At 65.2% G+C, this 20957-nt stretch carries 25 protein-coding genes; 3 read left to right on the top strand and 22 right to left on the bottom strand.

Annotated features, from left to right (window positions below; genetic code table 11):
* Positions 1-72: 72 nt before the first annotated feature.
* Positions 73-444 carry a phage infection protein gene (locus E8F20_RS18645; protein WP_280285058.1) on the bottom strand — a complete coding sequence of 124 codons (372 nt, stop codon included), beginning with the start codon at positions 442-444 and terminating at the stop codon, positions 73-75.
* A 272-nt stretch (positions 445-716) separates the two neighbouring features.
* Here E8F20_RS18645 and E8F20_RS18640 point away from each other — a divergent pair, with 272 nt between their 5' ends.
* Positions 717-2765, top strand: a complete 2049-nt coding sequence (locus tag E8F20_RS18640; protein WP_280285057.1) for an AsmA family protein — start codon at positions 717-719, stop codon at positions 2763-2765.
* A gap of 6 nt (positions 2766-2771) precedes the next feature.
* Here the strand turns inward: E8F20_RS18640 and osmE (E8F20_RS18635) are convergent, their stop codons facing one another.
* The 7 genes from osmE (E8F20_RS18635) to E8F20_RS18605 all read right to left on the bottom strand — a co-directional run bounded on the left by osmE (E8F20_RS18635) (position 2772) and on the right by E8F20_RS18605 (position 6647).
* Positions 2772-3110 carry an osmotically-inducible lipoprotein OsmE gene (gene osmE / locus E8F20_RS18635; protein ID WP_280285425.1) on the bottom strand — a complete coding sequence of 113 codons (339 nt, stop codon included), beginning with the start codon at positions 3108-3110 and terminating at the stop codon, positions 2772-2774.
* A gap of 15 nt (positions 3111-3125) precedes the next feature.
* The gene (locus E8F20_RS18630; RefSeq protein WP_280285056.1) at positions 3126-3338 is read right to left on the bottom strand and encodes a hypothetical protein; all 213 of its coding nucleotides are present in this window, start codon (positions 3336-3338) and stop codon (positions 3126-3128) included.
* Positions 3335-3703, bottom strand: a complete 369-nt coding sequence (gene osmE, locus E8F20_RS18625; protein WP_280285055.1) for an osmotically-inducible lipoprotein OsmE — start codon at positions 3701-3703, stop codon at positions 3335-3337. The genes E8F20_RS18630 and osmE (E8F20_RS18625) overlap by 4 nt, the downstream gene beginning before the upstream one ends.
* A 128-nt stretch (positions 3704-3831) precedes the next feature.
* Positions 3832-5097 (bottom strand): Hsp70 family protein, encoded by a 1266-nt coding sequence (locus E8F20_RS18620; RefSeq protein ID WP_280285054.1) that lies wholly within the window; start codon positions 5095-5097, stop codon positions 3832-3834.
* Between the two features lie 98 nt (positions 5098-5195).
* Entirely contained in the window at positions 5196-5678 is a 483-nt protein-coding gene (locus tag E8F20_RS18615) for a DUF6644 family protein (protein WP_280285053.1), read from the bottom strand.
* Between the two features lie 7 nt (positions 5679-5685).
* Positions 5686-6039: a DUF6152 family protein gene (locus tag E8F20_RS18610; protein ID WP_280285052.1), complete on the bottom strand. Its 354-nt coding sequence runs from the start codon at positions 6037-6039 to the stop codon at positions 5686-5688.
* A gap of 170 nt (positions 6040-6209) precedes the next feature.
* Positions 6210-6647, bottom strand: a complete 438-nt coding sequence (locus E8F20_RS18605) for a YqaA family protein (RefSeq protein ID WP_280285051.1) — start codon at positions 6645-6647, stop codon at positions 6210-6212.
* A 193-nt stretch (positions 6648-6840) separates the two neighbouring features.
* Between E8F20_RS18605 and E8F20_RS18600 the strand changes: the two genes are divergently transcribed.
* Positions 6841-7707, top strand: a complete 867-nt coding sequence (locus tag E8F20_RS18600; RefSeq protein ID WP_280285050.1) for an oxaloacetate decarboxylase — start codon at positions 6841-6843, stop codon at positions 7705-7707.
* A gap of 97 nt (positions 7708-7804) precedes the next feature.
* Positions 7805-8071 carry a DksA/TraR family C4-type zinc finger protein gene (locus E8F20_RS18595; protein ID WP_280285049.1) on the top strand — a complete coding sequence of 89 codons (267 nt, stop codon included), beginning with the start codon at positions 7805-7807 and terminating at the stop codon, positions 8069-8071.
* A gap of 9 nt (positions 8072-8080) precedes the next feature.
* Here the strand turns inward: E8F20_RS18595 and E8F20_RS18590 are convergent, their stop codons facing one another.
* From E8F20_RS18590 to atzF, 14 genes are all read right to left on the bottom strand, one after another.
* Complete coding sequence (locus E8F20_RS18590) at positions 8081-8365, bottom strand: type II toxin-antitoxin system RelE/ParE family toxin (protein ID WP_280285048.1); 285 nt, start codon at positions 8363-8365, stop codon at positions 8081-8083.
* Complete coding sequence (locus tag E8F20_RS18585) at positions 8355-8600, bottom strand: type II toxin-antitoxin system Phd/YefM family antitoxin (protein ID WP_028630708.1); 246 nt, start codon at positions 8598-8600, stop codon at positions 8355-8357. The genes E8F20_RS18590 and E8F20_RS18585 overlap by 11 nt, the downstream gene beginning before the upstream one ends.
* Before the next feature lie 100 nt (positions 8601-8700).
* Complete coding sequence (gene ureC, locus E8F20_RS18580; protein ID WP_280285047.1) at positions 8701-10401, bottom strand: urease subunit alpha; 1701 nt, start codon at positions 10399-10401, stop codon at positions 8701-8703.
* A 120-nt stretch (positions 10402-10521) separates the two neighbouring features.
* Entirely contained in the window at positions 10522-10827 is a 306-nt protein-coding gene (locus E8F20_RS18575) for an urease subunit beta (protein ID WP_280285046.1), read from the bottom strand.
* 4 nt (positions 10828-10831) lie between these two features.
* Complete coding sequence (locus tag E8F20_RS18570; RefSeq protein WP_280285045.1) at positions 10832-11332, bottom strand: N-acetyltransferase family protein; 501 nt, start codon at positions 11330-11332, stop codon at positions 10832-10834.
* An 8-nt stretch (positions 11333-11340) separates the two neighbouring features.
* A complete protein-coding gene (ureA, locus tag E8F20_RS18565; protein WP_028630711.1) occupies positions 11341-11643 on the bottom strand; it encodes an urease subunit gamma in 303 nt (100 codons plus the stop codon).
* Entirely contained in the window at positions 11643-12482 is an 840-nt protein-coding gene (locus E8F20_RS18560; protein WP_280285044.1) for an urease accessory protein UreD, read from the bottom strand. Before E8F20_RS18560 ends, ureA begins: the two co-directional genes overlap by 1 nt.
* Positions 12483-12550: 68 nt before the next feature.
* Positions 12551-13249, bottom strand: a complete 699-nt coding sequence (gene urtE, locus E8F20_RS18555) for an urea ABC transporter ATP-binding subunit UrtE (RefSeq protein WP_280285043.1) — start codon at positions 13247-13249, stop codon at positions 12551-12553.
* A gap of 102 nt (positions 13250-13351) precedes the next feature.
* Positions 13352-14212 (bottom strand): urea ABC transporter ATP-binding protein UrtD, encoded by an 861-nt coding sequence (gene urtD / locus E8F20_RS18550; RefSeq protein WP_280285424.1) that lies wholly within the window; start codon positions 14210-14212, stop codon positions 13352-13354.
* Positions 14212-15300, bottom strand: a complete 1089-nt coding sequence (gene urtC, locus E8F20_RS18545) for an urea ABC transporter permease subunit UrtC (protein ID WP_280285042.1) — start codon at positions 15298-15300, stop codon at positions 14212-14214. The genes urtD and urtC overlap by 1 nt, the downstream gene beginning before the upstream one ends.
* A complete protein-coding gene (gene urtB, locus E8F20_RS18540) occupies positions 15300-16868 on the bottom strand; it encodes an urea ABC transporter permease subunit UrtB (protein ID WP_280285041.1) in 1569 nt (522 codons plus the stop codon). Before urtB ends, urtC begins: the two co-directional genes overlap by 1 nt.
* A gap of 209 nt (positions 16869-17077) precedes the next feature.
* A complete protein-coding gene (urtA, locus tag E8F20_RS18535) occupies positions 17078-18343 on the bottom strand; it encodes an urea ABC transporter substrate-binding protein (RefSeq protein ID WP_280285040.1) in 1266 nt (421 codons plus the stop codon).
* Between the two features lie 85 nt (positions 18344-18428).
* On the bottom strand, positions 18429-19145 hold the full coding sequence (locus E8F20_RS18530) for a GntR family transcriptional regulator (RefSeq protein WP_280285039.1): 717 nt from the start codon (positions 19143-19145) through the stop codon (positions 18429-18431).
* A gap of 2 nt (positions 19146-19147) precedes the next feature.
* Positions 19148-20941: an allophanate hydrolase gene (gene atzF, locus E8F20_RS18525; protein WP_280285038.1), complete on the bottom strand. Its 1794-nt coding sequence runs from the start codon at positions 20939-20941 to the stop codon at positions 19148-19150.
* Positions 20942-20957: the final 16 nt, after the last annotated feature.

Here is a 20957-nt window from a genome sequence, read left to right as displayed (position 1 = left end):
TACAGATTGCGGATGCCCACAAACAACAAGCCCGGCATCCGCCGGGCTTTGAGGGTTTGCAGCGAGTAGCGATCAGCTGACACGTTGGGCTTGTGGCAGGCGGTCGGCGCCACCTTCGGCGACGCGCAGGGCATTGGTGCGATCGGAGCCGCCTTCAGCTACGCGGACGCTATTGGTGCGATCCGAGCCACTTTCAGCAATACGGCTGGCACCGGTGCGGTCGGCGCCACCTTCGGCAATGCGGTTGGCACTGGTGCGGTCGGCGCCACCTTCAGCAACGCGGTCCAGCACCATGAAGCCACCTTCGGCAGCCACCGGCTCGATGACCTGGATAGTGGTGGCTTCCCGCGACTCACCCAGCACCGGCTGGGAGTCAGACGGCAGGGCGAAGACGGAGGTGCTCAGGGCGGCGATGAACAGGGCGGCGAAGGCTTGGGTTTTCATGATCGTGGGCTCCTCAAGGGGGCTGGAAACTGGGTACGGAGCCAATCTTACGGATGGGGCGTTGATTAAGAAGTGATCGCTCCAGATAGAGACCATCAACGTCGTTGATGGTCAGGTGATCGCTTTGTAATCAATGCCTTGCGGCAATTTCCCCGATTCGGGCAATGTGCTTCCGGCCATGGCGCGGAGCATCTCCGCGCATTTGTGGGTCGATAAGGCATGGAGAACGCGCAGCCTTGGCAGGGGCCGCCGTGGGCAACGGGGAGAAGGGCATGACACGAAGTCTTCGCATCCTGGGCAGGGTGTTGCTGGTTCTGACGCTGCTGTTGGCGGCCTTGCTGGTGCTGGTTGGCACGTTCGACTGGAACCGCATCAAGCCCGCGCTCAACGAACGGGTGTCCGCTGAGCTGGGAAGGGCGTTCGCCATCGAAGGGGACCTCAGCGTGGTCTGGCAGCGCGAGGATGGCGAAGGTGGCTGGCGGGCGCTGGTGCCCTGGCCGCATTTCGTTGCCGAGCAACTGCGCCTGGGCAATCCCGAGTGGGCCAAGGGCGGCGATTTCGTCAGCCTGGAACGGGTGGGGTTTCGCGTCGCCCCGCTGCCACTGCTCTGGCAGCAACTGAGCATTCCGCGCATCGAACTGGGCGGCCCCCGAGCCAGCGTTTGGCGTCTGGCCGATGGTCGCAACAACTGGACCTTCGAGCTGCCACCCAAAACCGAGGGCGAGGAGGAGAAAGCCTCCAGCTGGACCCTCGATATCGGCACCATCGGATTCGACAAGGGGCAGGTCCAGGTGGACGACGCGCTGACCCATACGCGCCTTGAGATCCTCGTCGATCCCCTTGGCAAGCCCATCCCTTTCAGCGAGCTCATGCCGGCCAAGGGGGCCCGGCCCGTTACGGTCGCCGCCCAGGACTACGCGTTCGGCTGGCAGGCCAAGGGCAGCTACAAAGGCCAGTCGTTGGACGGCAAAGGCAAGGTGGGCGGATTGCTGGCGCTGCAAAATGCCGACCTGCCGTTCCCGCTCCAGGCAGAGATCAAGGCTGGCGACACCCGCATCACCCTGCTGGGCACCCTGACCGACCCGCGCGAGCTCGGTGCCCTGGACCTGCGTTTACAGCTTTCCGGCAAGAGCCTGGCCCAGCTCTATCCGCTCGTCGGCGTGACCCTGCCGGAAACCCCGGCCTATTCCACCGATGGCCGGCTAGTGGCCCGTTTGAAGGAGCCCGGCGGTGCGGCATTCCATTACCAGGGCTTCAACGGCCGGATCGGCGGCAGCGATATCCGCGGCGACCTCACCTTTGTGGCCAGCCAGCCGCGGCCCAGGCTTTCCGGCGCCCTGACGTCGGAGCAGCTGCGCTTTACCGACCTGGCACCGCTGATCGGTGCCGACTCTCGAGCCGGACAGCAGGCCCGTGGCGTGGCCGCCCGGCAACCGACGGATAAGGTGCTGCCGGTGGAGGAATTCCGCACCGAGCGCTGGCGGGCGATGGATGCCGACGTGACCTTCACCGGCAAACGCATCCAGCACAGTGAGAAATTGCCCGTCACCGATCTCTCTACCCATGTCTTGCTCGAGGACGGCCAGCTCAGCTTGGAGCCCCTGCGTTTCGGCGTAGCCGGAGGCACCCTGGATGCCACCATCCAACTCGACGGCAGGCGCGCGCCATTGACCGGCAAGGCGCGGCTCAAGGCCCGGCATTTCAAGCTCAAGGCGCTGTTTCCCAACGTCCAGTCCATGCGCAACAGCCTGGGCGAGCTGAACGGCACGGCGGATGTCTCAGGCACCGGCAACTCAGTGGCGGCATTGCTGGGCACGGCCAACGGCAACCTGCAGATGCTGGTCAATGACGGCACCATCAGTCGCAACCTGATGGAGATCGCCGGGCTCAACATCGGCAACTACCTGGTGGGCAAGTTGTTCGGTGATGAGGAAGTGAAGATCAATTGCGCGGCGGCGGACCTGGGCTTGAAGGGCGGCCTGATGACACCCCGGCTGTTCGTTTTCGATACCGAGAATGCGCTGGTTCAGATCGACGGCACTGCCAACTTCCGCAACGAGCAGCTGGACCTCCGCGTCAATCCGGATTCCAAGGGGGTGCGGGTGTTTTCCCTGCGGTCGCCGCTCTACGTGCGCGGGACCTTCAAGCATCCCCAGGCGGGGGTGCAGACGGTGCCTTTGATGGTCCGTGGCGCGGGCATGCTGGCGTTGGGGGTGGCGGTGGCGCCCGCAGCGGCGCTCTTGGCCCTGGTGGCGCCGGCAGCGGGCGGAGGCGAGGACAATGCCTGTGCGCCGCTGCTCAAGCAGATGGGTAAGCGCTAGGGCGCGTCAAAGCTGGTCGCGTTCGGCCTGTTCGCGCTGGCCGCAGGTCATGAAGCCCTTGTGGCGCACCCGGCCGGTGCTGTCAAAGCTGATGTGGTAGGGCTGCTGGTGACCCTGATTGTTGAGGATGTAGTTGTTGCAGGAGCCCGGATGCACGCTGCGCTGGACGATGGAGGAGGGGCGCCCGCCGATGATCAGCACCTGCTGTCGACTCATGCCGGGTTCGACTTCCTTCACCAGTGGCTGGTTGCGGAACGTGATGTAGTCCGTGGGGTTTTCGATCTTGCTGGCGCAGCCCGCCATCGATGCCAGGGCACAAGCCATGACAAGCGCTTGCTTGTACATCATGGGTCCTCAAGGTTAACGCAGTTGAAACACTGCGCTTGGAACATCGGAAAGTGGGGAGAGTTCGCCCGAGAACGTCGGGAGGACGATCAGGCGATGGACGGCATTGCGCCAGTAGCTGGCTAAATGCTCGATGAGAAGCCTGGAAGCCTCGGCTGGCGAGGCTTCCAGATACGGTGATGGCAAACTGATGGGTTTCGCCTGGGCGGCCTCGATAAGGCGGATCAATAACCGCCGCCGTGCTCGACCTTCTTCTGCGCCTTCTCGAGTTCGAGCTGCTCCCGCTGCTCGCAGGTCATGAAGCCTTGCTCCTCGACCCGGCCACTGCCGTCGAAGCTGACGTGGTAGGCCTGCTGGTGACCGTCCTGATTGAGGATGTAGTTGTTGCAGATGCCCGGGTTAACCTTGCGGCGGATCGAGGACGACGGCGGACCGCCGATGTTGCGCACCTGCGTTTCGGTCATGCCTTCATCCACCTGCTTGACCAGCGGCTGGTTGCGGTAGGTGTAGTAATCGGTGGGGTTTTCCATCTTGCTGGCGCAGCCGACCGTGGAGGCCAGGGCGCAGGCCAGCAGGATCGCTTGCTTGCTCATGGCGAATCTTCCCTATCTGGCGCGGGCTTGCCCCGCGATGGGATTGAGCCTAGCAGGCACTTGGAAAAACGACCTGAGTGGCCGCTGCGTCCCGGCGGCTGGCGTCGGGACGGTGGGTCGATGTTCGGTCAGCCGTAGCGTTTCTTGGCCTCGATGGCCAGGCCACTGCCGATGCTGCCGAACAGGTTGCCCTCCACCTGACGGGCATTGGGCAGCATGGCGGCAACGCTCTGGCGCAGCGCTGGGATGCCGCTGGAACCGCCGGTGAAGAACAGGGTGTCGACCTGGTCGGCGCTGACGCCGGCCTGGGCCAGCAGCCCATCGACGCTGGCGCGGATGCGCACCAGCAGGTCGTCGATGGCGCTCTCGAACAGCGCGCGGGTCAGCTCCACGTCCAGGCCCGGCTCGATGCGCGCCAGGTCTATGCGGCGGCTCTTCGCTTCGGTCAGTTCGATCTTGCTGTCTTCCACCTGCATGGCCAGCCAATGGCCGGCGCGCTGTTCGATCAGGCTGAACAGGCGGTCGATGCCGGTGGCGTCGACGATGTCGTAGCGCATGTTCTTCAGCGCCAGCTGCGACTTCTGTGCATACACGGCGTTGATGGTGTGCCAGGTCGCCAGGTTCAGGTGGTAACTGGTGGGCATCAGCGCGTCGCTCTTCATCCGGCTACCGTAGCCGAACAGCGGCATCACGCCGGCCAGTGAGAGCTGCTTGTCGAAGTCGGTACCGCCGATGTGCACGCCGCCAGTGGCGAGGATGTCGTCCTGGCGCTCGGCCACTTCACGGCGCAGGGGCGACAGACGTACCAGGGAGAAGTCCGAGGTACCACCGCCGATGTCGACGATCAGCACCAGCTCTTCGCGCTCGATACCGCGCTCGTAGTCGAAGGCCGCGGCAATCGGTTCGTACTGGAAGGACACGTCCTTGAAGCCGAGTTTCTGTGCGACTGCCACCAGGGTGTTCTGGGCCTCCTGGTCGGCTTCGGGGTCTTCATCCACGAAGAACACCGGACGGCCCAGTACCACTTGCTCGAACTCGCGGCCAGCAGCGGCTTCGGCCCTTCGCTTGAGTTGGCCGATGAACAGGCCCAGCAGGTCCTTGAAGGGCAGGGCGCTGCCCAGCACGGTGGTCTCGCTTTTCAGCAGGGGCGAGCCCAGCAGGCTCTTCAGCGAACGCATCAGGCGGCCTTCGTAGCCCTCCAGGTACTCGTGCAGGGCCTGGCGGCCATAGGCCGGGCGGCGCTCCTCGGTGTTGAAGAACACCACCGAGGGCAGGGTGATCTTGTCGTCCTCCAGGGCGATCAGCGGTTCCGCGTCCGGGCGCCACCAGCCAACGGTGGAGTTGGAGGTTCCGAAGTCGATGCCCAGGGCCTGGGCGGGGAGGACGTTGCTCATGTCGCGGGTGTTCCGGCAAAAAAACGGCCGCGCAGTTTACGCGAGCAAGGCGGGGTTGTCCGGCGCAGTTCGTCCGTGAGCTGTTGTCCGAAGACGGACTAGATATACGCCAATAGCCGCCCCGCCGACATTGCCCCGCACCAGATCAGGATCGACAGCGCTGCCTGCAGGCGTCCCGCGGGGGGCGGCCGCAGGTCCCAGTCGGCCAGGCGTTGGCTCCAGCTGGCGCGAAACAGCAAGGCGTTGACGATCCCCAGCCCTACCAGCAGCAGCTTGAGCTGCAGCAGCCAATTGCCAGTGAGCGGCCCGGCGTCGGCGGCGAACAGACAGAAACCGGTGAGCAGCAGGAGCAGCAGTCCGGCAATGGCAATCGGAGTGAGGCGACGGGATACTTCCGGTAGCGGAACTTCACGAGCGATTCCGAGCAGACGCAGGTCGAGCAGAATCATCGACCCCAGCAACATCACCAGCCCCGCCAGGTGCAGCAGATTGGCCGCCGGGTAGAGCAGCGTCGACTCGCGCATCAGCGCACCTAAGGGGGACGTCTCCAGACGTTCCGCCCAAGGCAGGATGAACTCCATCGGCGCCTCAGCGCAGTTCTACCGTGCGTCCGTTGACGATGACCCGCTCGGCGCGGATTTCCGCCTCGCCGTCCTTGCGCGGGTAGCCGACTATGGTCACTCGCTTGCCGGGCAGGAGGTCCGCCTCGGGCAGCCCACGCGCCGACATGCGGCTGATGGGTGCCAGCACCACGTGCCACTCGCGTCCGTCGTAGTCGATGGTGATATGGGCATGGGGGTTGCGGTAGGAGAGATCCTTGACGGGGGCCTCGATGGTCAGCGGCTTGTCAGCGTCGTAGGAACTCCAGCCGTGATGGGCGAAGGCGGCCGTGGCGCCAAGCACCAGGGCGAAGAAGGCGAGCAACAGGGCAAGTTTTCTCATGGCGTTGGCCTCCAGGCAGCGACCCGGAAAGCGTAGGCGCTCTACCTGTTCGCCGCCGCCTGGGCAGTATCCCGAAACACAATGGCTGGCCTCTCGGGCGTAGGGGGAAATCGCTTTTCATATCCACCATCGGCGCATCCACGTATGAGGAGTAGAGCCCGCGAGACCCATCAGTTCCAGCCAAGCGTCAGCGCCGCCAGCGCCAGATAACGCCCCGCCTTGGCCAGGGTCACCAACGCCAGGAATACCCAGAAAGACTCGCGCATCACGCCCGCCACCAGGGTCAGCGGATCGCCGATCAGCGGCACCCAGGCCAGCAGCAGCGACCAGCGTCCGTAGCGGTGGTAGAAAGCTTGTGCCTTCGCCAACTGCGCCGGCTTCATCGGAAACCAGCGGCGGTCATGGAAGTGCTCCAGGTAGCGCCCCAGCCACCAGTTCACCAGCGAGCCCAGCACATTGCCGACGGTCGCCACCGCCACCAGCGCCCAGGCCGGGTGGGCCTTGCCCAGCAGCAGGGCGACCAGCACGGCTTCCGATTGCAGGGGGAGCAAGGTGGCGGCGCCAAAGGCGGAGAGGAGCAGGCCAAGGTAGGCGGTGAGTGCCAGCACGGCAACGTCTCGAAAAAGGGGGGCGTCAGTGTGGCGGCCGACGAAGTGACGGACAAGCCGCGTGGCGCTTAAGCGAACTGAAAGACTGATCCGTTAGAATGGGCGCAGTCTGACAATGGAAAAACGGGGGCGTCGACTCCAGAGTTACGGAGCCGGCTTCATCCTGACCCCCCTCTGATCTTTGGTGCCCTTTATGCGTAGAGCTTCTCATCACGAGTTGCGCACGGCTTTTCGTGCGCTGCTGGACTCGGATTCCTGTTATCACACCGCTTCGGTGTTCGATCCCATGTCTGCCCGCATCGCCGCTGACCTCGGTTTCGAAGTCGGCATCCTTGGCGGTTCGGTCGCTTCCCTGCAGGTGCTTGCCGCCCCTGACTTCGCGCTGATCACCTTGAGCGAATTCGTCGAGCAGGCCACCCGTATCGGCCGCGTCTCGCGCCTGCCGGTGATCGCCGATGCCGACCACGGCTACGGCAACGCGCTCAATGTGATGCGCACGGTGGTCGAGCTGGAACGTGCCGGCATCGCCGCACTGACCATCGAAGATACCCTGCTGCCGGCCCAGTTTGGCCGCAAGTCCACCGACCTGATCCCGGTGGAAGAGGGCGTCGGCAAGATCCGCGCAGCCCTGGAGGCGCGCGTCGATCCGGACCTCGCCATCATCGCCCGCACCCACGCCGGGGTGTTGGATGTGGAAGAAGTGATCAAACGCACCAAGGCCTACCAGGCTGCCGGTGCCGACGGCATCTGCATGGTCGGCGTGACCGACTTCGAGCACCTGGAGCAAATCGCCGAGCACCTGAGCATCCCGCTGATGCTGGTCACCTACGGCAACCCGAAGCTGCGCGACAACGAACGCCTCGCCCGCCTTGGCGTGCGCATCGTGGTCAACGGCCATGCCGCCTACTTCGCCGCCATCAAGGCCACCTACGACTGCCTGCGCGAGCAACGCCAGGTCGCTACCGGCACTGAGCTCACCGCCACCGAACTGACCCACAAGTACACCCTGCCCGAGGACTACATCATCTGGGCCGAGGAGTTCATGGACGTGAAGGAATAGCGCGACCTCCACTTGTCGCCTCGCGACCGCCCCCCTTGCAAAAGGCCGGAAGAAAGCCCACATCTTTCACTGGGCCTTGAGCAAGCGGGAGGTCAGTATGGCCAGTGGTTGGGCCGGCGACGGCGCCGTCCAGGAACAGATCGACAGCACTATCGAAGACGCCATCCAGCGCGCGCGCAGCCAGTTGCCGAAAGGCGAGAGCCTGACGCACTGCGAAGAGTGCGGCGCCGCTATCCCCGAAGCCCGGCGCAAGGCCGTCCCCGGCGTGCGCCTGTGCGTCAACTGCCAGGCCGAGCACGACCGGGAAAGCGCTGCCTATGCCGGGTACAACCGGCGGGGGAGCAAGGATAGTCAGTTGCGTTGAGCGGCGGTCTCAGCTTCGGTTCCGGGCGCTCTCATAGACCGAACCACGTTCGCGTTTGCCGACGCTGATCACCACCACAGTGATTCGCCCCTCTTCGACGCGATACACCAGGCGATATCCGGCTGATCGAAGTTTGATCTTGAAGCAGTCAGGCATCCCATGAAGGGCGTCGCCCTGAACTCGCGGCCGTTGCAGACGCTCTTTCAGCTTTCTCTTGAATTGATCCTGGACGGTGTCGCCGAGCTTGCGCCATTCCTTGAGCGCCGAGGGCAGGAACTCCAGTTCATAGGTCATCGAGGCTGACTTTCACTCCCTTCTCGTGGGCGCGGCTGCGGACGATTTCCGCCAGCGCCTGGTCGTCCAAATACTCCATCAAGGCTTCGAAGGTTTCAGCCGGAACCATGTAGGCCATGACCTTGTTGTGGTTGAGAACCGCGACTGGGGAACCTTTGGCTTGGGACACCACGGCAGACGGATTCTTCTTCAACTCGGAAACGCTGACGGCAACATCGGCAAGAACGTTTTGCATGAATTTGGCTCCTATATATGGAGCCAAATTTTGGTCTTTTTATTGGATTGACTCAAGTGTTGCTGGCTGGGTTGAGCGCAGCGAAGCCCACTAGCCGATTTCAGAACAGGAAGTACCGCTGCGCCATCGGCAACACGTCCGCCGGTTCGCACCAGAGCAACTGGCCGTCGGCTTTCACCTGGTAGTTCTGCGGGTCGACCTCGATGGTCGGGGTGTAGTCGTTGTGGATCAGGTCCTGCTTCTTCACCGTGCGGCAGCCTTTCACCACGCCGATCTTCTTCTGCAGGCCCAGCTGCGCGGGTACGCCCGCCTCGAACGCCGCCTGGCTGATAAAGGTGATGCTGGTGGCGTGGCGGCTGCCGGCGTAGCTCGCGAACATCGGGCGGTAGTGGACCGGTTGTGGGGTGGGGATGGAGGCGTTGGCGTCGCCCATCAGGCTCGCGGCGATGGCGCCACCCTTGAGGATCAGCGTCGGTTTCACACCGAAAAAGGCCGGGCGCCAGAGCACCAGGTCGGCCCATTTACCCACCTCCACCGAGCCCACTTCATGGCTGATGCCGTGGGTGATGGCCGGGTTGATGGTGTACTTGGCGATGTAGCGCTTGGCGCGGAAGTTGTCGTTGCCGGGAACGTCCTCGGGCAGGGCGCCGCGCTGCTTCTTCATCTTGTCGGCAGTCTGCCAGGTGCGGGTGATGACTTCGCCCACGCGGCCCATGGCCTGGCTGTCGGAGCTGATCATCGAAAACGCACCGAGGTCATGAAGGATGTCTTCGGCGGCGATGGTCTCGCGGCGGATGCGGCTTTCGGCGAAGGCCACGTCCTCGGCGATGCTCGGGTCCAGGTGGTGGCAGACCATGAGCATGTCCAGGTGCTCGTCAATGGTGTTGCGCGTAAAGGGGCGGGTCGGGTTGGTCGAGCTGGGCAGCACGTTGGAGAAGCCGCAGGCCTTGATGATGTCCGGGGCGTGGCCGCCGCCGGCACCTTCGGTGTGATAGGTGTGAATGGTTCGACCCTTGAAGGCACCCAGGGTGGTTTCGACGAAGCCGGATTCGTTCAGCGTGTCGGTATGGATGGCCACCTGTACGTCGTACTGGTCTGCGACCGACAGGCAGTTGTCGATGGCTGCCGGCGTGGTGCCCCAGTCTTCGTGGAGCTTGAGGCCGATGGCGCCGGCCTTCACCTGCTCGATCAGCGGCTCGGGCAGGCTGGCGTTGCCCTTGCCGGTGAAGCCGATGTTCATCGGGAAGGCGTCGGCGGCCTGGAGCATGCGCGCCATGTGCCAGGGGCCGGAGGTGCAGGTGGTGGCGTTGGTGCCGGTGGCCGGGCCGGTGCCGCCGCCGATCATGGTGGTGACGCCGCTCATGAGCGCTTCTTCGATCTGCTGTGGGCAGATGAAGTGGATGTGGGTGTCGATACCGCCGGCGGTGAGAATCATGCCTTCGCCGGCGATCACTTCGGTGCTGGCGCCAACGGCAATGGTGACGTCGGGCTGGATGTCCGGGTTGCCGGCTTTGCCGATGGCGGCGATGCGGCCGTCCTTGAGTCCGACGTCGGCCTTGACGATGCCCCAGTGGTCGATGATCAGTGCGTTGGTTATCAGGGTGTCGACCACATCGGCGGCCAGCAACTGGCCCTGGCCCATGCCGTCGCGGATCACCTTGCCGCCGCCGAACTTCACTTCTTCGCCGTAGGTGGTGAAGTCCTTCTCAACTTCGATCCACAGGTCGGTGTCGGCCAGGCGCACCTTGTCGCCGACGGTGGGGCCGAACATGTCGGCATAGGCTTGGCGGGAAATCTTCATCGTGGGTCCTGTCCGTAGGATGGGTTAGCCACGCAGTGGCGTAACCCATCGGCGCTGTGAAGTGATGGGTTTCGCTCCGCTCTACCCATCCTACGAATGCTGTGATGCTTGCGGTTGCGATCAGAGGTCGCCCATCACCCGGCCGGCGAAGCCGAACACGCGGCGGTTGCCGGCCAGGTCGACCAGCTCCACCTCGCGGCTCTGGCCGGGCTCGAAGCGCACGGCGGTGCCGGCCGGAATGTTCAGGCGCATGCCGCGCGCGGCCGCACGGTCAAAGGCGAGCGCATCGTTGGTTTCGAAGAAGTGGTAGTGGGAGCCGACCTGGATGGGCCGGTCGCCGGTATTGGCCACGGAGAGGGTCAGGGTGCGGCGGCCGGCGTTGAGTTCGATCTCGCCGTCCTGGATCTGGTATTCGCCGGGGATCATCAGGTCACTCCAGGATGAGTTGCATGAAGGTGAGGTCGAGCCAGCGCTCGAACTTGCGGCCCACCTGGGGCATCTGCCCGGTGGTGGCGAAGCCGAGGCGTTCGTGCAGGCGGATGGAGGCGGCGTTCTCGCTCTCGATGGCGGCCACCATCACATGCAGGCCAGCCTTGCGGGCGCGTTCGATCAGCGCCTGCATCAGCGCAGGCCCAAGGCCCTGGCCGCGCTGGTCACTGCGCACGTAGACCGAGTGCTCCACGGTGTGGCGGAAACCCTCGATGGTGCGCCAGGTGCCGTAGCTGGCGTAGCCCAGCACATCGCCTGCCTGGTTCACTGCCACCAGCACCGGAAAGCCGGCGGCCGCGCGCTCGGCCAGCCAGGCGCGGCGGTTGGCCAGATCGACGAGGGTTTCGTTCCAGATCGCCGTGGTGTTCTCCACCGCGTCGTTGTAGATGGCGAGGATGCCGGGCAGGTCCGCCTCGACGGCATCGCGAATCACGTAAGACATAACGGGCCTCAGGCAATCGGCTGGTGCACGGTCACCAGCTTGGTGCCGTCGGGGAAGGTGGCCTCGATCTGGATCTCCGGGATCATCTCCGGCACGCCTTCCATCACCTGGTCACGGGCGAGCAGGGTGGTGCCGAAGTGCATCAGCTCGGCCACGGTCCGGCCGTCGCGGGCACCTTCCAGCAGAGCGGCGGAGATGAACGCCATGGCTTCCGGGTAGTTGAGCTTCAGGCCACGGGCCAGACGCCGTTCGGCCACCAGGCCAGCGGTGAAGATCAGCAGCTTGTCTTTCTCTCTTGGGGTGAGGTCCATCAGGTACTCCAGATGCGAGGAGGCACGGCCTCGCGGCCGAGCAAGGCAGGGCGCAACAGGCGCCAGAGGTCGATCAGCCAGGCGCGGGCGTGCAGCGCCTCGGAGGCGAGGCAGCGGGCCACCAGCAGGCCTGGCAATTGGGTCAGGTCGCCGCGCCCGGCACAGGGCAGTTCGCGGCAACGTTCGAGCAGGTCGGAGTCGATCTCGCCAGCGGCGATCAGGGTGGCGAACACCGGTTGGCCGGCGAGACCGATGGGGGAATCGAGCAGGCCGTCGTTGCCCTCGAGGCGCTGGCGTTCATGCCAGATCAGGGTGCCATTGCGGCGGATATCCAGATGCGCCTGGAAGTGGCCTTCGACGAAGCGTTCGTGGGCAGCGGGGCGGCCGAGGGCGACCATGTCCCAATAGAACAGGCGGGCGTCGTCGGCCAGTTCGATGCGGGTCTCGAGTTCGGCCTGGGCGCCGGAGAAGACGATGGTTTCCTGGGGCAGCCACTCCAGCGTGGCGCCCGCTTCAACGCTCAGCTCGACGCTCTGGAAGGCCGGGCCGGCAGCGCGGTACCACTTGGCTGCGCCGGGGCTGGTGAGCTGCGCCCAGGCGCCTTCACCGACGCGGGCGGAGATAGCCAGGCGATCGCCGCCGGCAATGCCGCCGGGCGGGTGGACGATGATGTGCTGGCACACCTGCGGGCCTTCGGCGTGCAGGTGTTTCTGCACCCGCAGCGGGCCGATGTGGCGACGCTGTACCGGGCGCGTGGTGGCGCCGTCGAGCGCATAGGCCAGCTCCAGCTCGGCGTGCCAGCTGGGAGTGAAGAGGGCAGTGTTGGCAGGTGCGTTCATGGATCGTTCTTGTAGGGTGGGTTAGCCGCGAAGCGGCGTAACCCAAGCGGTGCAAAGGTTCGGGTACATCATATGGTCACCAGGCCGCGCACGCCCTCGGCTTCCATGTTTTCTCCGCGTCCCTGCTGGATGATTTCGCCCCGGCTCATCACCAGGTACTGGTCGGCCAGTTCGGCGGCGAAGTCGTAGAACTGCTCCACCAGCAAGATGGCCATGTCGCCACGCTCGGCGAGCTTGCGGATCACCGCGCCGATTTCCTTGATCACCGAGGGCTGGATGCCTTCGGTGGGCTCATCGAGGATCAACAGGCGCGGCTGACTGGCCAGCGCGCGGCCAATGGCGAGTTGCTGTTGCTGGCCGCCGGAGAGGTCGCCGCCGCGGCGGTGCTTCATCTCCCGCAGCACGGGAAAGAGTTCGTAGATGGACTCCGGCACCGCCTTGGCCTGGCCGGCGGGAAAGCGGGAAAGGCCCATCAGCAGGTTCTCTTCCACCGTCAGGCGCGGGAAGATCTCACGGCCCTGGGGCACGTAGGCGATGCCGGCGTGCACGCGCTGGTGCGGTTTGAAACCGGTGATGGCGCGGCCTTCCCAGTTCACCGCACCTTCCTTGGCCGGAATCAGGCCCATCAGGCATTTCAGCAGGGTGGTCTTGCCCACCCCGTTGCGCCCGAGCAGGCAGGTGACTTCACCGATCTTCACGTCGAACGACAGGCCGCGAAGGATGTGGCTGCCGCCGTAGTACTGGTGGAGCTTGTCGACTGTCAGCATGTCGATGTCCTTGTCTTTGCGTAGGGTGGATCGCGCTTCACCGATCCACCCTGCAAGGCGGTGGATGAGAAAAGCGTCATCCACCCTACGAGTGTTGTTTCTTCAGCGGCCGAGGTAGACCTCGATCACCTGTTCGTTGGCCTGCACGTCGGCCAGCGAGCCTTCGGCCAGGACGTGGCCCTGGTGCAGCACGGTGACGTGGTCGGCGATTGAGCCGACGAAGCCCATGTCGTGCTCCACCACCATCAGCGAATGCTGGCCGGCGAGGCTCTTGAACAGCTCGGCGGTGAACTCGGTCTCGGCGTCGGTCATGCCCGCCACCGGCTCGTCGAGCAGCAGCAGTTGCGGGTCCTGCATCAGCAGCATGCCGATCTCGAGGAACTGCTTCTGGCCGTGGGAGAGCAGGCCGGCCGGGCGATTGCGCGAGGCTTCCAGGCGGATCACCGCGAGCACGTCGTCGATGCGGTCCTTCTGCTCGCCGGTGAGCTTCGCCCGCAGGCTGGCCCAGACGGATTTGTCGGTCTTCTGTGCCAGCTCCAGGTTTTCGAACACCGAGAGTGCCTCGAACACCGTGGGCTTCTGGAACTTGCGGCCGATGCCGGCCTGGGCGATTTCCACTTCGCTCATGCGTGTGAGGTCGAGGGTTTCGCCGAACCAGGCCTTGCCGGTGTCGGGGCGGGTCTTGCCGGTGATCACGTCCATCAGCGTGGTCTTGCCAGCGCCGTTGGGACCGATGATGCAGCGCAGCTCACCGACGCCGATGTAGAGGTTGAGATCGCGCAGCGCCTTGAAGCCATCGAAGCTGACGCTGATGTCTTCCAGGGTGAGGATGGTGCCGTGGCGCACGTCCAGGCCCTGGCCGGCGACATGGCCAAGGCCCAGGGCATCGCGGCCGCTGCCGGCGTCGCGGTTGGGGTCGAAGGCGGGTTCGAGCATGAGTTCGGGTACCGGGGTTGCGCGCATCATTTGTCTCCCTTTCTGACGAGGCCGATCACGCCTTTGGGGAGGTACAACGTGACGAGGATGAACAGGGCGCCGAGGAAGAACAGCCAGTATTCCGGGAAGGCCACGGTGAACCAGCTCTTCATGCCGTTGACCAGGCCCGCGCCGAGCAGCGGGCCGATGAGCGAGCCGCGTCCGCCGAGGGCGACCCACACCGCCGCCTCGATGGAGTTGGTGGGCGACATCTCGCTGGGGTTGATGATGCCCACCTGGGGCACGTAAAGCGCGCCGGCCAGGCCGCAGAGCACAGCCGACAGCACCCAGATGAACAGCTTGTAGCCGCGTGGGTCGTAGCCGCAGAACATCAGGCGGTTCTCGGCGTCGCGCAGGGCGGTGAGCACCCGGCCGAACTTGCTCCGCGCCAGGCGCCAGCCGAGCAGCAGGCTCCCCACTAGCAGGGCCACCGTGGCGAGGAACAACACGGCGCGAGTGCCCGGCGCCGTGATGTCGAAACCGAGGATGCGGCGGAAGTCGGTGAAGCCGTTGTTGCCGCCGAAACCGGTTTCGTTGCGGAAGAACAGCAGCATGCCGGCGAAGGTCAGCGCTTGGGTCATGATCGAGAAGTACACGCCCTTGATCCGCGAGCGGAAGGCGAAGAAGCCGAACACCAGGGCCAGCAGGCCGGGCGCCAGCACCACCAGGCACATGGCCCAGAGGAAGTGCTGGGTGCCGGCCCAGTACCAGGGCAGTTCGGTCCAGGCGAGGAAGCTCATGAAGGCCGGCAGGCCGTCGCCGGCCGCTTCGCGCATCAGGTACATGCCCATGGCGTAGCCGCCGAGCGCGAAGAACAAGCCATGACCGAGGGACAGCAGCCCCGCATAGCCCCAGACCAGGTCCAGGGCGAGGGCGACGATGGCGTAGCAGAGGATCTTGCCCACCAGGGTCAGGGTGTAGGCCGAGACTTGCAGCGGGTTGTCCGCGGGCAGCAGGTGCAGCAGTGGCAGGGCCAGCAGGACGGCGAGTACCGCGACGCCGATGGCCAGCGACACACGCGGGCCGAGGGTCGTCGTGGCGCGGGCGAGCAGGGTCTGGTTGAGGGGTTGAGTCATCAGTCGATCACCCTTCCTTTGAGTGCGAAGAGTCCCTGCGGGCGCTTCTGGATGAAGAGGATGATCAGCGCCAGGATCAGGATCTTGCCCAGCACGGCGCCAATCTGCGGTTCAAGGATCTTGTTCGCCACGCCGAGGCCGAAGGCGGCCATGACGCTACCGGCGAGTTGTCCGACGCCGCCCAGCACCACGACCAGGAACGAATCGATGATGTAGCCCTGGCCGAGGTCGGGGCCGACGTTGCCGACCTGCGACAGCGCCACGCCGCCAAGACCGGCGATGCCGGAGCCGAGCCCGAAGGCCAGCATGTCCACACGGCCGGTGGGTACGCCGCAGCAGGCCGCCATGTTGCGGTTCTGGGTGACCGCGCGGACGTTAAGGCCGAGACGGGTCTTGTTCAGCAGCAGCCAGGTCAGCGCCACCACGAACAGGGCGAAGCCGATGATGACGATGCGGTTATAGGGCAGCACCAGGTTGGGCAGGACCTGCACGCCGCCGGAGAGCCAGGCGGGGTTGGCCACTTCGACGTTCTGCGCGCCGAAGATCACCCGCACCAGCTGGATCAGGATCAGGCTGATGCCCCAGGTGGCGAGCAGGGTTTCCAGCGGACGGCCATAGAGGTGGCGAATCACCGTACGCTCCAGCGCCATGCCCACCAGGGCGGTGACGAAGAAGGCCACGGGCAGCGCCACCAGCGGATACAGGGCCAGCATCTCCGGCGCCAAGTGCTGGAAGCCCAGCTGCACCATGTAGGTGGTGTAGGCGCCGAGCATCAGCATCTCGCCGTGGGCCATGTTGATCACCCCGAGCAGGCCGAAGGTGATGGCCAGGCCCAGTGCGGCGAGCAGCAGGATGGAGCCCAGTGACAGGCCACTGAAGGCCTGGCCAAGCAACTCGCCCACCAGCAACCGGCGCTTGACCTGGCTCAGGCTGGTTTCGGCAGCGGTGCGCACGCCCGCATCGGTTTCCACGGCCGGATCGAGCAAGGCTTCGAGGCGGGTGCGAGCCAGTGGGTCGCCGGTTTCGCCGAGCAGGCGCACGGCGTTGAGGCGGATGGCCGGGTCCGGGTCGACCAGCTGCAGGTTGGCCAGGGCGAGGGAGAGGGCGTCACGCACGCCGGTATCCTCTTCGGCCACCATGCGCTGGTTGAGCAGGGGCAATTGGGCGGGCTTGGCGCTCTTCTGCAGTTGGCGCGCGGCGTCCAGGCGAATGGTGGCTTCGGCGGCAAGCAGTTGGTGGCTGGCCTGGGCAGTGATCAGAAGGCCGCGCAGGCGGTTGTTCAGGCGCAGTTTCTTCGGTGTACCGCTGGGTGCGGCGTCACCTTCGGCGGCGGCATAGGCGCCATCCTGTTCGAGGAAGGCCTGCTTGGCGTCAACGGCGAAGCGGCCCTGCTGCAGGGCATCGAGCAGCGGCTGGCGCGTGGCGTCGGGCTCGGCGGCCCAGCGCTCCAGCAGCTTCGCCTGCTGTGCCGGATTGGCGGCGGCGAAGTCGTTGGCATCGCCGGCCAGTGCTTCGACAGGAAGCAGCAGGGCCAGGGCGAGGAGGATTCGATAGAGGACTGTCGGCATTGGGTGTTCCTGGTTCATGGCGCGGAGAGAGGGTTGTGCCAGCAGGCACCTCCCTCACCCCCGGCCCCTCTCCCAGGGGGAGAGGGGTGACGTCGTGCCGGACACCGAGCTTTCCCGCGGACTCCGAACAGTTCCCCTCTCCCTGCGGGAGAGGGGCTAGGGGGGAGGGGAGTCAGGGTCAGCGCAGTCTCCGGACGTCCTCGTTCAACTCAGTTTGTCTTCACCGCGTAGTCCGGCTTCTTGTCGTTGCCGGGGATGAAGGGGCTCCAGGGCTGGGCGCGCAGCGGGCCTTCGGTCTGCCAGACCACCGAGAACTGACCGTCTTCCTGGATTTCACCGATCATCACCGGCTTGTGCAGGTGGTGGTTGGTCTTGTCCATGGTCAGGGTGTAGCCGGAGGGCGCGGCGAAGGTCTGGCCGGCCAGGGCCTCGCGCACTTTGTCCACCTCGGTGGTGCCGGCTTTCTCGACGGCCTGGGCCCACATGTGGATGCCGACGTAGGTGGCTTCCATCGGGTCGTTGGTCACTGCGGTCTGGTAGTTGGGCAGGTTCTTGGCCTTGGCGTAGGCCTTCCACTGCTCGACGAACTTGCCGTTGACCGGGTTATCCACGGACTCGAAGTAGTTCCAGGCGGCCAGGTGGCCCACCAGCGGCTTGGTGTCGATGCCGCGCAGTTCCTCTTCGCCCACCGAGAAAGCCACGACCGGCACATCGGTGGCTTCCAGGCCCTGGTTGGCCAGTTCCTTGTAGAAGGGCACGTTGGAGTCGCCGTTGACGGTGGAGATCACTGCAGTCTTGCCGCCAGCGGAGAACTTCTTGATGTTGGCGACGATGGTTTGATAATCGCTGTGGCCGAAGGGGGTGTAGACCTCTTCGATGTCCTTGTCGGCTACGCCCTTGCTGTGCAGGAAGCTGCGCAGGATCTTGTTGGTGGTGCGCGGGTAAACGTAGTCGGTGCCCAGCAGGAAGAAGCGCTTGGCGCTGCCGCCGTCTTCGCTCATCAGGTATTCCACGGCCGGGATGGCCTGCTGGTTCGGCGCGGCGCCGGTATAGAAGACGTTGGGGGAGAGTTCCTCACCCTCGTACTGCACCGGGTAGAAGAGCAGGCCGTTGAGTTCCTCGAACACCGGCAGCACGGACTTGCGCGATACCGAGGTCCAGCAGCCGAAGACTACGTCCACCTTGTCCTTGGTCAGCAGTTGACGGGCCTTCTCGGCGAACAGCGGCCAGTTGGAAGCCGGGTCGACCACCACCGGCTCAAGCTGCTTGCCGTTCACACCGCCCTTGGCGTTGATCTCGTCGATGGTCATCAGCGCCATGTCTTTCAGCGAAGTCTCGGAGATCGCCATGGTGCCGGACAGGGAGTGCAGGATGCCGACCTTGATGGTCTCGGCCGCCTGGATAGTCCAGGACATGCCCATGGCGGCAATGGATGCGGAAAGGGTGAACGCCTTGATCAGGCTGCGACGTTGCATGGGGTCGGTCTCCATTCTCACAAGTATTTGAAATTACTGCGTTTATTGGCTTGTTATCCGGGCAGTTTTCAAAGGGTCTTCCTCGTCACCCTTGGGCCGGCTGCGGTCTTTGCCGAGCGCTGTGCAACATGTGCAGGGTGATCTTGCGTACTTCGGCCTTGCTCGTTTCGATGTGGGTCCTCAGCAATTGCTGTGCCTCTTCGCACTTTCGCTCGCCAATGGCCTGGAGAATCGCTGCGTGCTCCCTGTAGGTGGCGTCGATGCGCGGCGCCTGGGTGAAGTCCAGGCGGCGGATGATGCGGATCTTTTCGCTGACTTCGCGGTGGATACGGGCCATCTCGCGGTTGCCTGCGGCTTCCACCAATTGGCAGTGGAAGTCCTCGTCCAGGCGTGACACTTCGAAGCCGTCTCGTGGTTGCGGTTGCACCAACCAGGTGCGGCTGAGCCGTTGCAGTGCTTCGGGTTGCTCCTGTGTGGGGCGCGCACAGTGGCGACGTACCGCTTCCAGTTCGAGGACGATGCGCAGCTCGTACAGCTCCTCGAAATGTTCGAAGTCGAAAGCCTTCACCTGCCAGCCGCTGCGAAAACGCACCTCCAGGTAACCCTCGCGCTCCAGGCGGTGCAGGGCCTGGCGTACAGGTGTGCGACTGGCTTGCATGCGTTCGGCCACATCGCCTTCGCTGAAGCGGTCGCCGGGCAGCAGGCGGAACTCGCTGATCTCGGTCTTGAGCCTCGCGTAGATGCGCCCGGCGAGGCTGTCGGGGCGCTCGCGGCGCCCGTTAGTGGTGCTGGCGAGCTGCATGGTCAGCGCTGCTGGCTGGCGATGAAGGCGCGCCAGCCGCCGAAGCCGGTGATGTCGCGAGCGCCTTCCAGTGCGTAGGGCTCGCAGATGAAACCTTTCACCCAGCGGCCGTCTTCCAGCTGCAGGTTGCCGATGCCCAGTGGCGGCGGAATCTCGGCGACGAATTCGCCGAAGCGCGCCAGGGGGATGTCCCAAAGCTCGACGATCAGCGGCGCACCGTCCTGGCTGCGGGCCAGCCCCGGTTTGGGCGGCACGGTGCCGGGGAGGGCGAACAGGCGGTAATCGGCGGCGGTGCGGGTTTCTTCCACCAGTACTGCGTCGCGGCTGGTGAGTTGGAAATTCAGCGGCATGCCGGTGAGGTGCGCCCCCACTACCGCCACCCGCACGCAGCCAGGGGCCTGCTTGGCCGGCGCCTGTGCTGGTAGGGCGCGCTGGGTGGCACCCAGCGGCAGGTCAAGGCTGGTTTGCCAGCGTTTGCCGAAGGCGGCCAGGGCGGCGTCGTGCCAGGCCGGGGCGAGCAGGGTGATGCCGGCCGGTAGGCCGTCGGCACGAAACCCGGCGGGCAGGGCCAGGGCGCTGAGGTCGGAGAAGTTGGTGAAGTTGGTGTAGGTGCCGAACTGGGCGTTGAAGAGCACCGGTTCTTCGGCCATTTCGGCGATGCGGCGGATGGTGGGCGAGGTGGGCACCACCAGGGCGTCGAAGGGTTCCAGGGCCAGATTGATCCGGCGCGCCAATTCGGCCCGCAGGTACTCGGCCCTGTAGGCGTCGCAAGCGCTGTAGTTCTGGCCGTTCTCGACGATGCCGCGCACCACCGGGTCGATGTGCGCAGGGTCGACCCCCTCGACCGCCACGGTGCGCTCGGCCACCCAGGAGCCCTGGTAGAGCTGCTCGGCCAATTGGCGGAAGGGGCTGAAGTCGATTGGCGTGATCTCGGCACCGAGGGCGCGGAGCTTGTCCAGGGCGGTCTCGAAGACGGCGCGGGTCTGCTCGTCATCGAAGAACTCCAGCGTATCCGGTATGGCGAGCTTCGGTTTGGCGCCCATGCTCACCGGCGCACTGTTGGGGTTCTTCCGCGAGTAGGGATCGCGGGCGTCGTAGCCGCCGGCAATGCGCGCTACGGTCTCGGCGTCGGCCACGGTCAGGGCAAACACCGAAATGCAGTCGATCGTGCGGCAGGCCGGAACCAGCCCTGTGTTGGGCAGCCAGCCCTTGGTGGGTTTCAGCCCGACGATGTTGTTGAAGCCAGCGGGCACCCGGCCGGAGCCGGCGGTGTCGGTGCCGAGGGCGAAGGGCACCAGGCCGCGAGCGACCACGGAGGCCGAGCCGGAGCTGGAGCCGCCACTGATGTACTCGGGGTTGAAGGCGTTGCTCACCGCACCGTAGGGCGAGCGGGTGCCCACCAGCCCGGTGGCGAACTGGTCGAGGTTGGTCTTGCCCATGATGATCGCGCCGGCTGCGCGCAGCCGGGCGACCACCGTGGCGTCCTTGCTGGCCGGGTAGGCGAAGGCGGGGCAGGCGGCCGTGGTGGTCCAGCCGGCGGCGTCGATGTTGTCCTTGATGGCGAAGGGCACGCCGTACAGCGGCAGGCTCTCCATTCGATCGTCGGCGGCGGCCAATAGGGCGGCGAGCTCGCTGAGCTGGCCGTCCAACTGTTCGGCGCTGGCCAGGCTGATCCAGGCATTGTCTTCCGTGCTCAGACGCTGGCGCAGGGCGTGCAGCAAGTCAGCAGGTTGCAGTTGATCGCGATAGGCCTGTTGCCAGTCGGTCAGGGTAAAGGCGAGAGGGACGTCGGACATGCTCTGGAGTTCCATC

The organism is Pseudomonas sp. BN415 (genome assembly GCF_029871195.1).
Classification (GTDB): Bacteria; Pseudomonadota; Gammaproteobacteria; order Pseudomonadales; family Pseudomonadaceae; genus Metapseudomonas; species Metapseudomonas resinovorans.
The sequence above is the reverse complement of the archived record's forward strand: the minus strand, read 5'-3'. Positions and strand labels throughout refer to the sequence as shown.

What these genes read in the sequence shown, in the direction of transcription:
- E8F20_RS18600 (WP_280285050.1), top strand. Translation starts at nt 6,841, where the DNA reads ATGCGTAGAGCTTCTCATCACGAGTTGCGCACGGCTTTTCGTGCGCTG.
- E8F20_RS18620 (WP_280285054.1), bottom strand. Translation starts at nt 5,097, where the DNA reads ATGAGCAACGTCCTCCCCGCCCAGGCCCTGGGCATCGACTTCGGAACC.
- E8F20_RS18645 (WP_280285058.1), bottom strand. Translation starts at nt 444, where the DNA reads ATGAAAACCCAAGCCTTCGCCGCCCTGTTCATCGCCGCCCTGAGCACC.
- E8F20_RS18570 (WP_280285045.1), bottom strand. Translation starts at nt 11,332, where the DNA reads ATGTCTTACGTGATTCGCGATGCCGTCGAGGCGGACCTGCCCGGCATC.
- osmE (WP_280285425.1), bottom strand. Translation starts at nt 3,110, where the DNA reads ATGTACAAGCAAGCGCTTGTCATGGCTTGTGCCCTGGCATCGATGGCG.
- atzF (WP_280285038.1), bottom strand. Translation starts at nt 20,941, where the DNA reads ATGTCCGACGTCCCTCTCGCCTTTACCCTGACCGACTGGCAACAGGCC.
- osmE (WP_280285055.1), bottom strand. Translation starts at nt 3,703, where the DNA reads ATGAGCAAGCAAGCGATCCTGCTGGCCTGCGCCCTGGCCTCCACGGTC.
- E8F20_RS18615 (WP_280285053.1), bottom strand. Translation starts at nt 5,678, where the DNA reads ATGGAGTTCATCCTGCCTTGGGCGGAACGTCTGGAGACGTCCCCCTTA.
- urtA (WP_280285040.1), bottom strand. Translation starts at nt 18,343, where the DNA reads ATGCAACGTCGCAGCCTGATCAAGGCGTTCACCCTTTCCGCATCCATT.
- E8F20_RS18610 (WP_280285052.1), bottom strand. Translation starts at nt 6,039, where the DNA reads ATGAGAAAACTTGCCCTGTTGCTCGCCTTCTTCGCCCTGGTGCTTGGC.
- E8F20_RS18575 (WP_280285046.1), bottom strand. Translation starts at nt 10,827, where the DNA reads ATGATCCCCGGCGAATACCAGATCCAGGACGGCGAGATCGAACTCAAC.
- urtD (WP_280285424.1), bottom strand. Translation starts at nt 14,212, where the DNA reads ATGCGCGCAACCCCGGTACCCGAACTCATGCTCGAACCCGCCTTCGAC.
- E8F20_RS18595 (WP_280285049.1), top strand. Translation starts at nt 7,805, where the DNA reads ATGGCCAGTGGTTGGGCCGGCGACGGCGCCGTCCAGGAACAGATCGAC.
- urtE (WP_280285043.1), bottom strand. Translation starts at nt 13,249, where the DNA reads ATGCTGACAGTCGACAAGCTCCACCAGTACTACGGCGGCAGCCACATC.
- E8F20_RS18590 (WP_280285048.1), bottom strand. Translation starts at nt 8,365, where the DNA reads ATGACCTATGAACTGGAGTTCCTGCCCTCGGCGCTCAAGGAATGGCGC.
- urtB (WP_280285041.1), bottom strand. Translation starts at nt 16,868, where the DNA reads ATGCCGACAGTCCTCTATCGAATCCTCCTCGCCCTGGCCCTGCTGCTT.
- E8F20_RS18560 (WP_280285044.1), bottom strand. Translation starts at nt 12,482, where the DNA reads ATGAACGCACCTGCCAACACTGCCCTCTTCACTCCCAGCTGGCACGCC.
- ureC (WP_280285047.1), bottom strand. Translation starts at nt 10,401, where the DNA reads ATGAAGATTTCCCGCCAAGCCTATGCCGACATGTTCGGCCCCACCGTC.
- E8F20_RS18585 (WP_028630708.1), bottom strand. Translation starts at nt 8,600, where the DNA reads ATGCAAAACGTTCTTGCCGATGTTGCCGTCAGCGTTTCCGAGTTGAAG.
- E8F20_RS18530 (WP_280285039.1), bottom strand. Translation starts at nt 19,145, where the DNA reads ATGCAGCTCGCCAGCACCACTAACGGGCGCCGCGAGCGCCCCGACAGC.
- E8F20_RS18640 (WP_280285057.1), top strand. Translation starts at nt 717, where the DNA reads ATGACACGAAGTCTTCGCATCCTGGGCAGGGTGTTGCTGGTTCTGACG.
- urtC (WP_280285042.1), bottom strand. Translation starts at nt 15,300, where the DNA reads ATGACTCAACCCCTCAACCAGACCCTGCTCGCCCGCGCCACGACGACC.
- ureA (WP_028630711.1), bottom strand. Translation starts at nt 11,643, where the DNA reads ATGGACCTCACCCCAAGAGAGAAAGACAAGCTGCTGATCTTCACCGCT.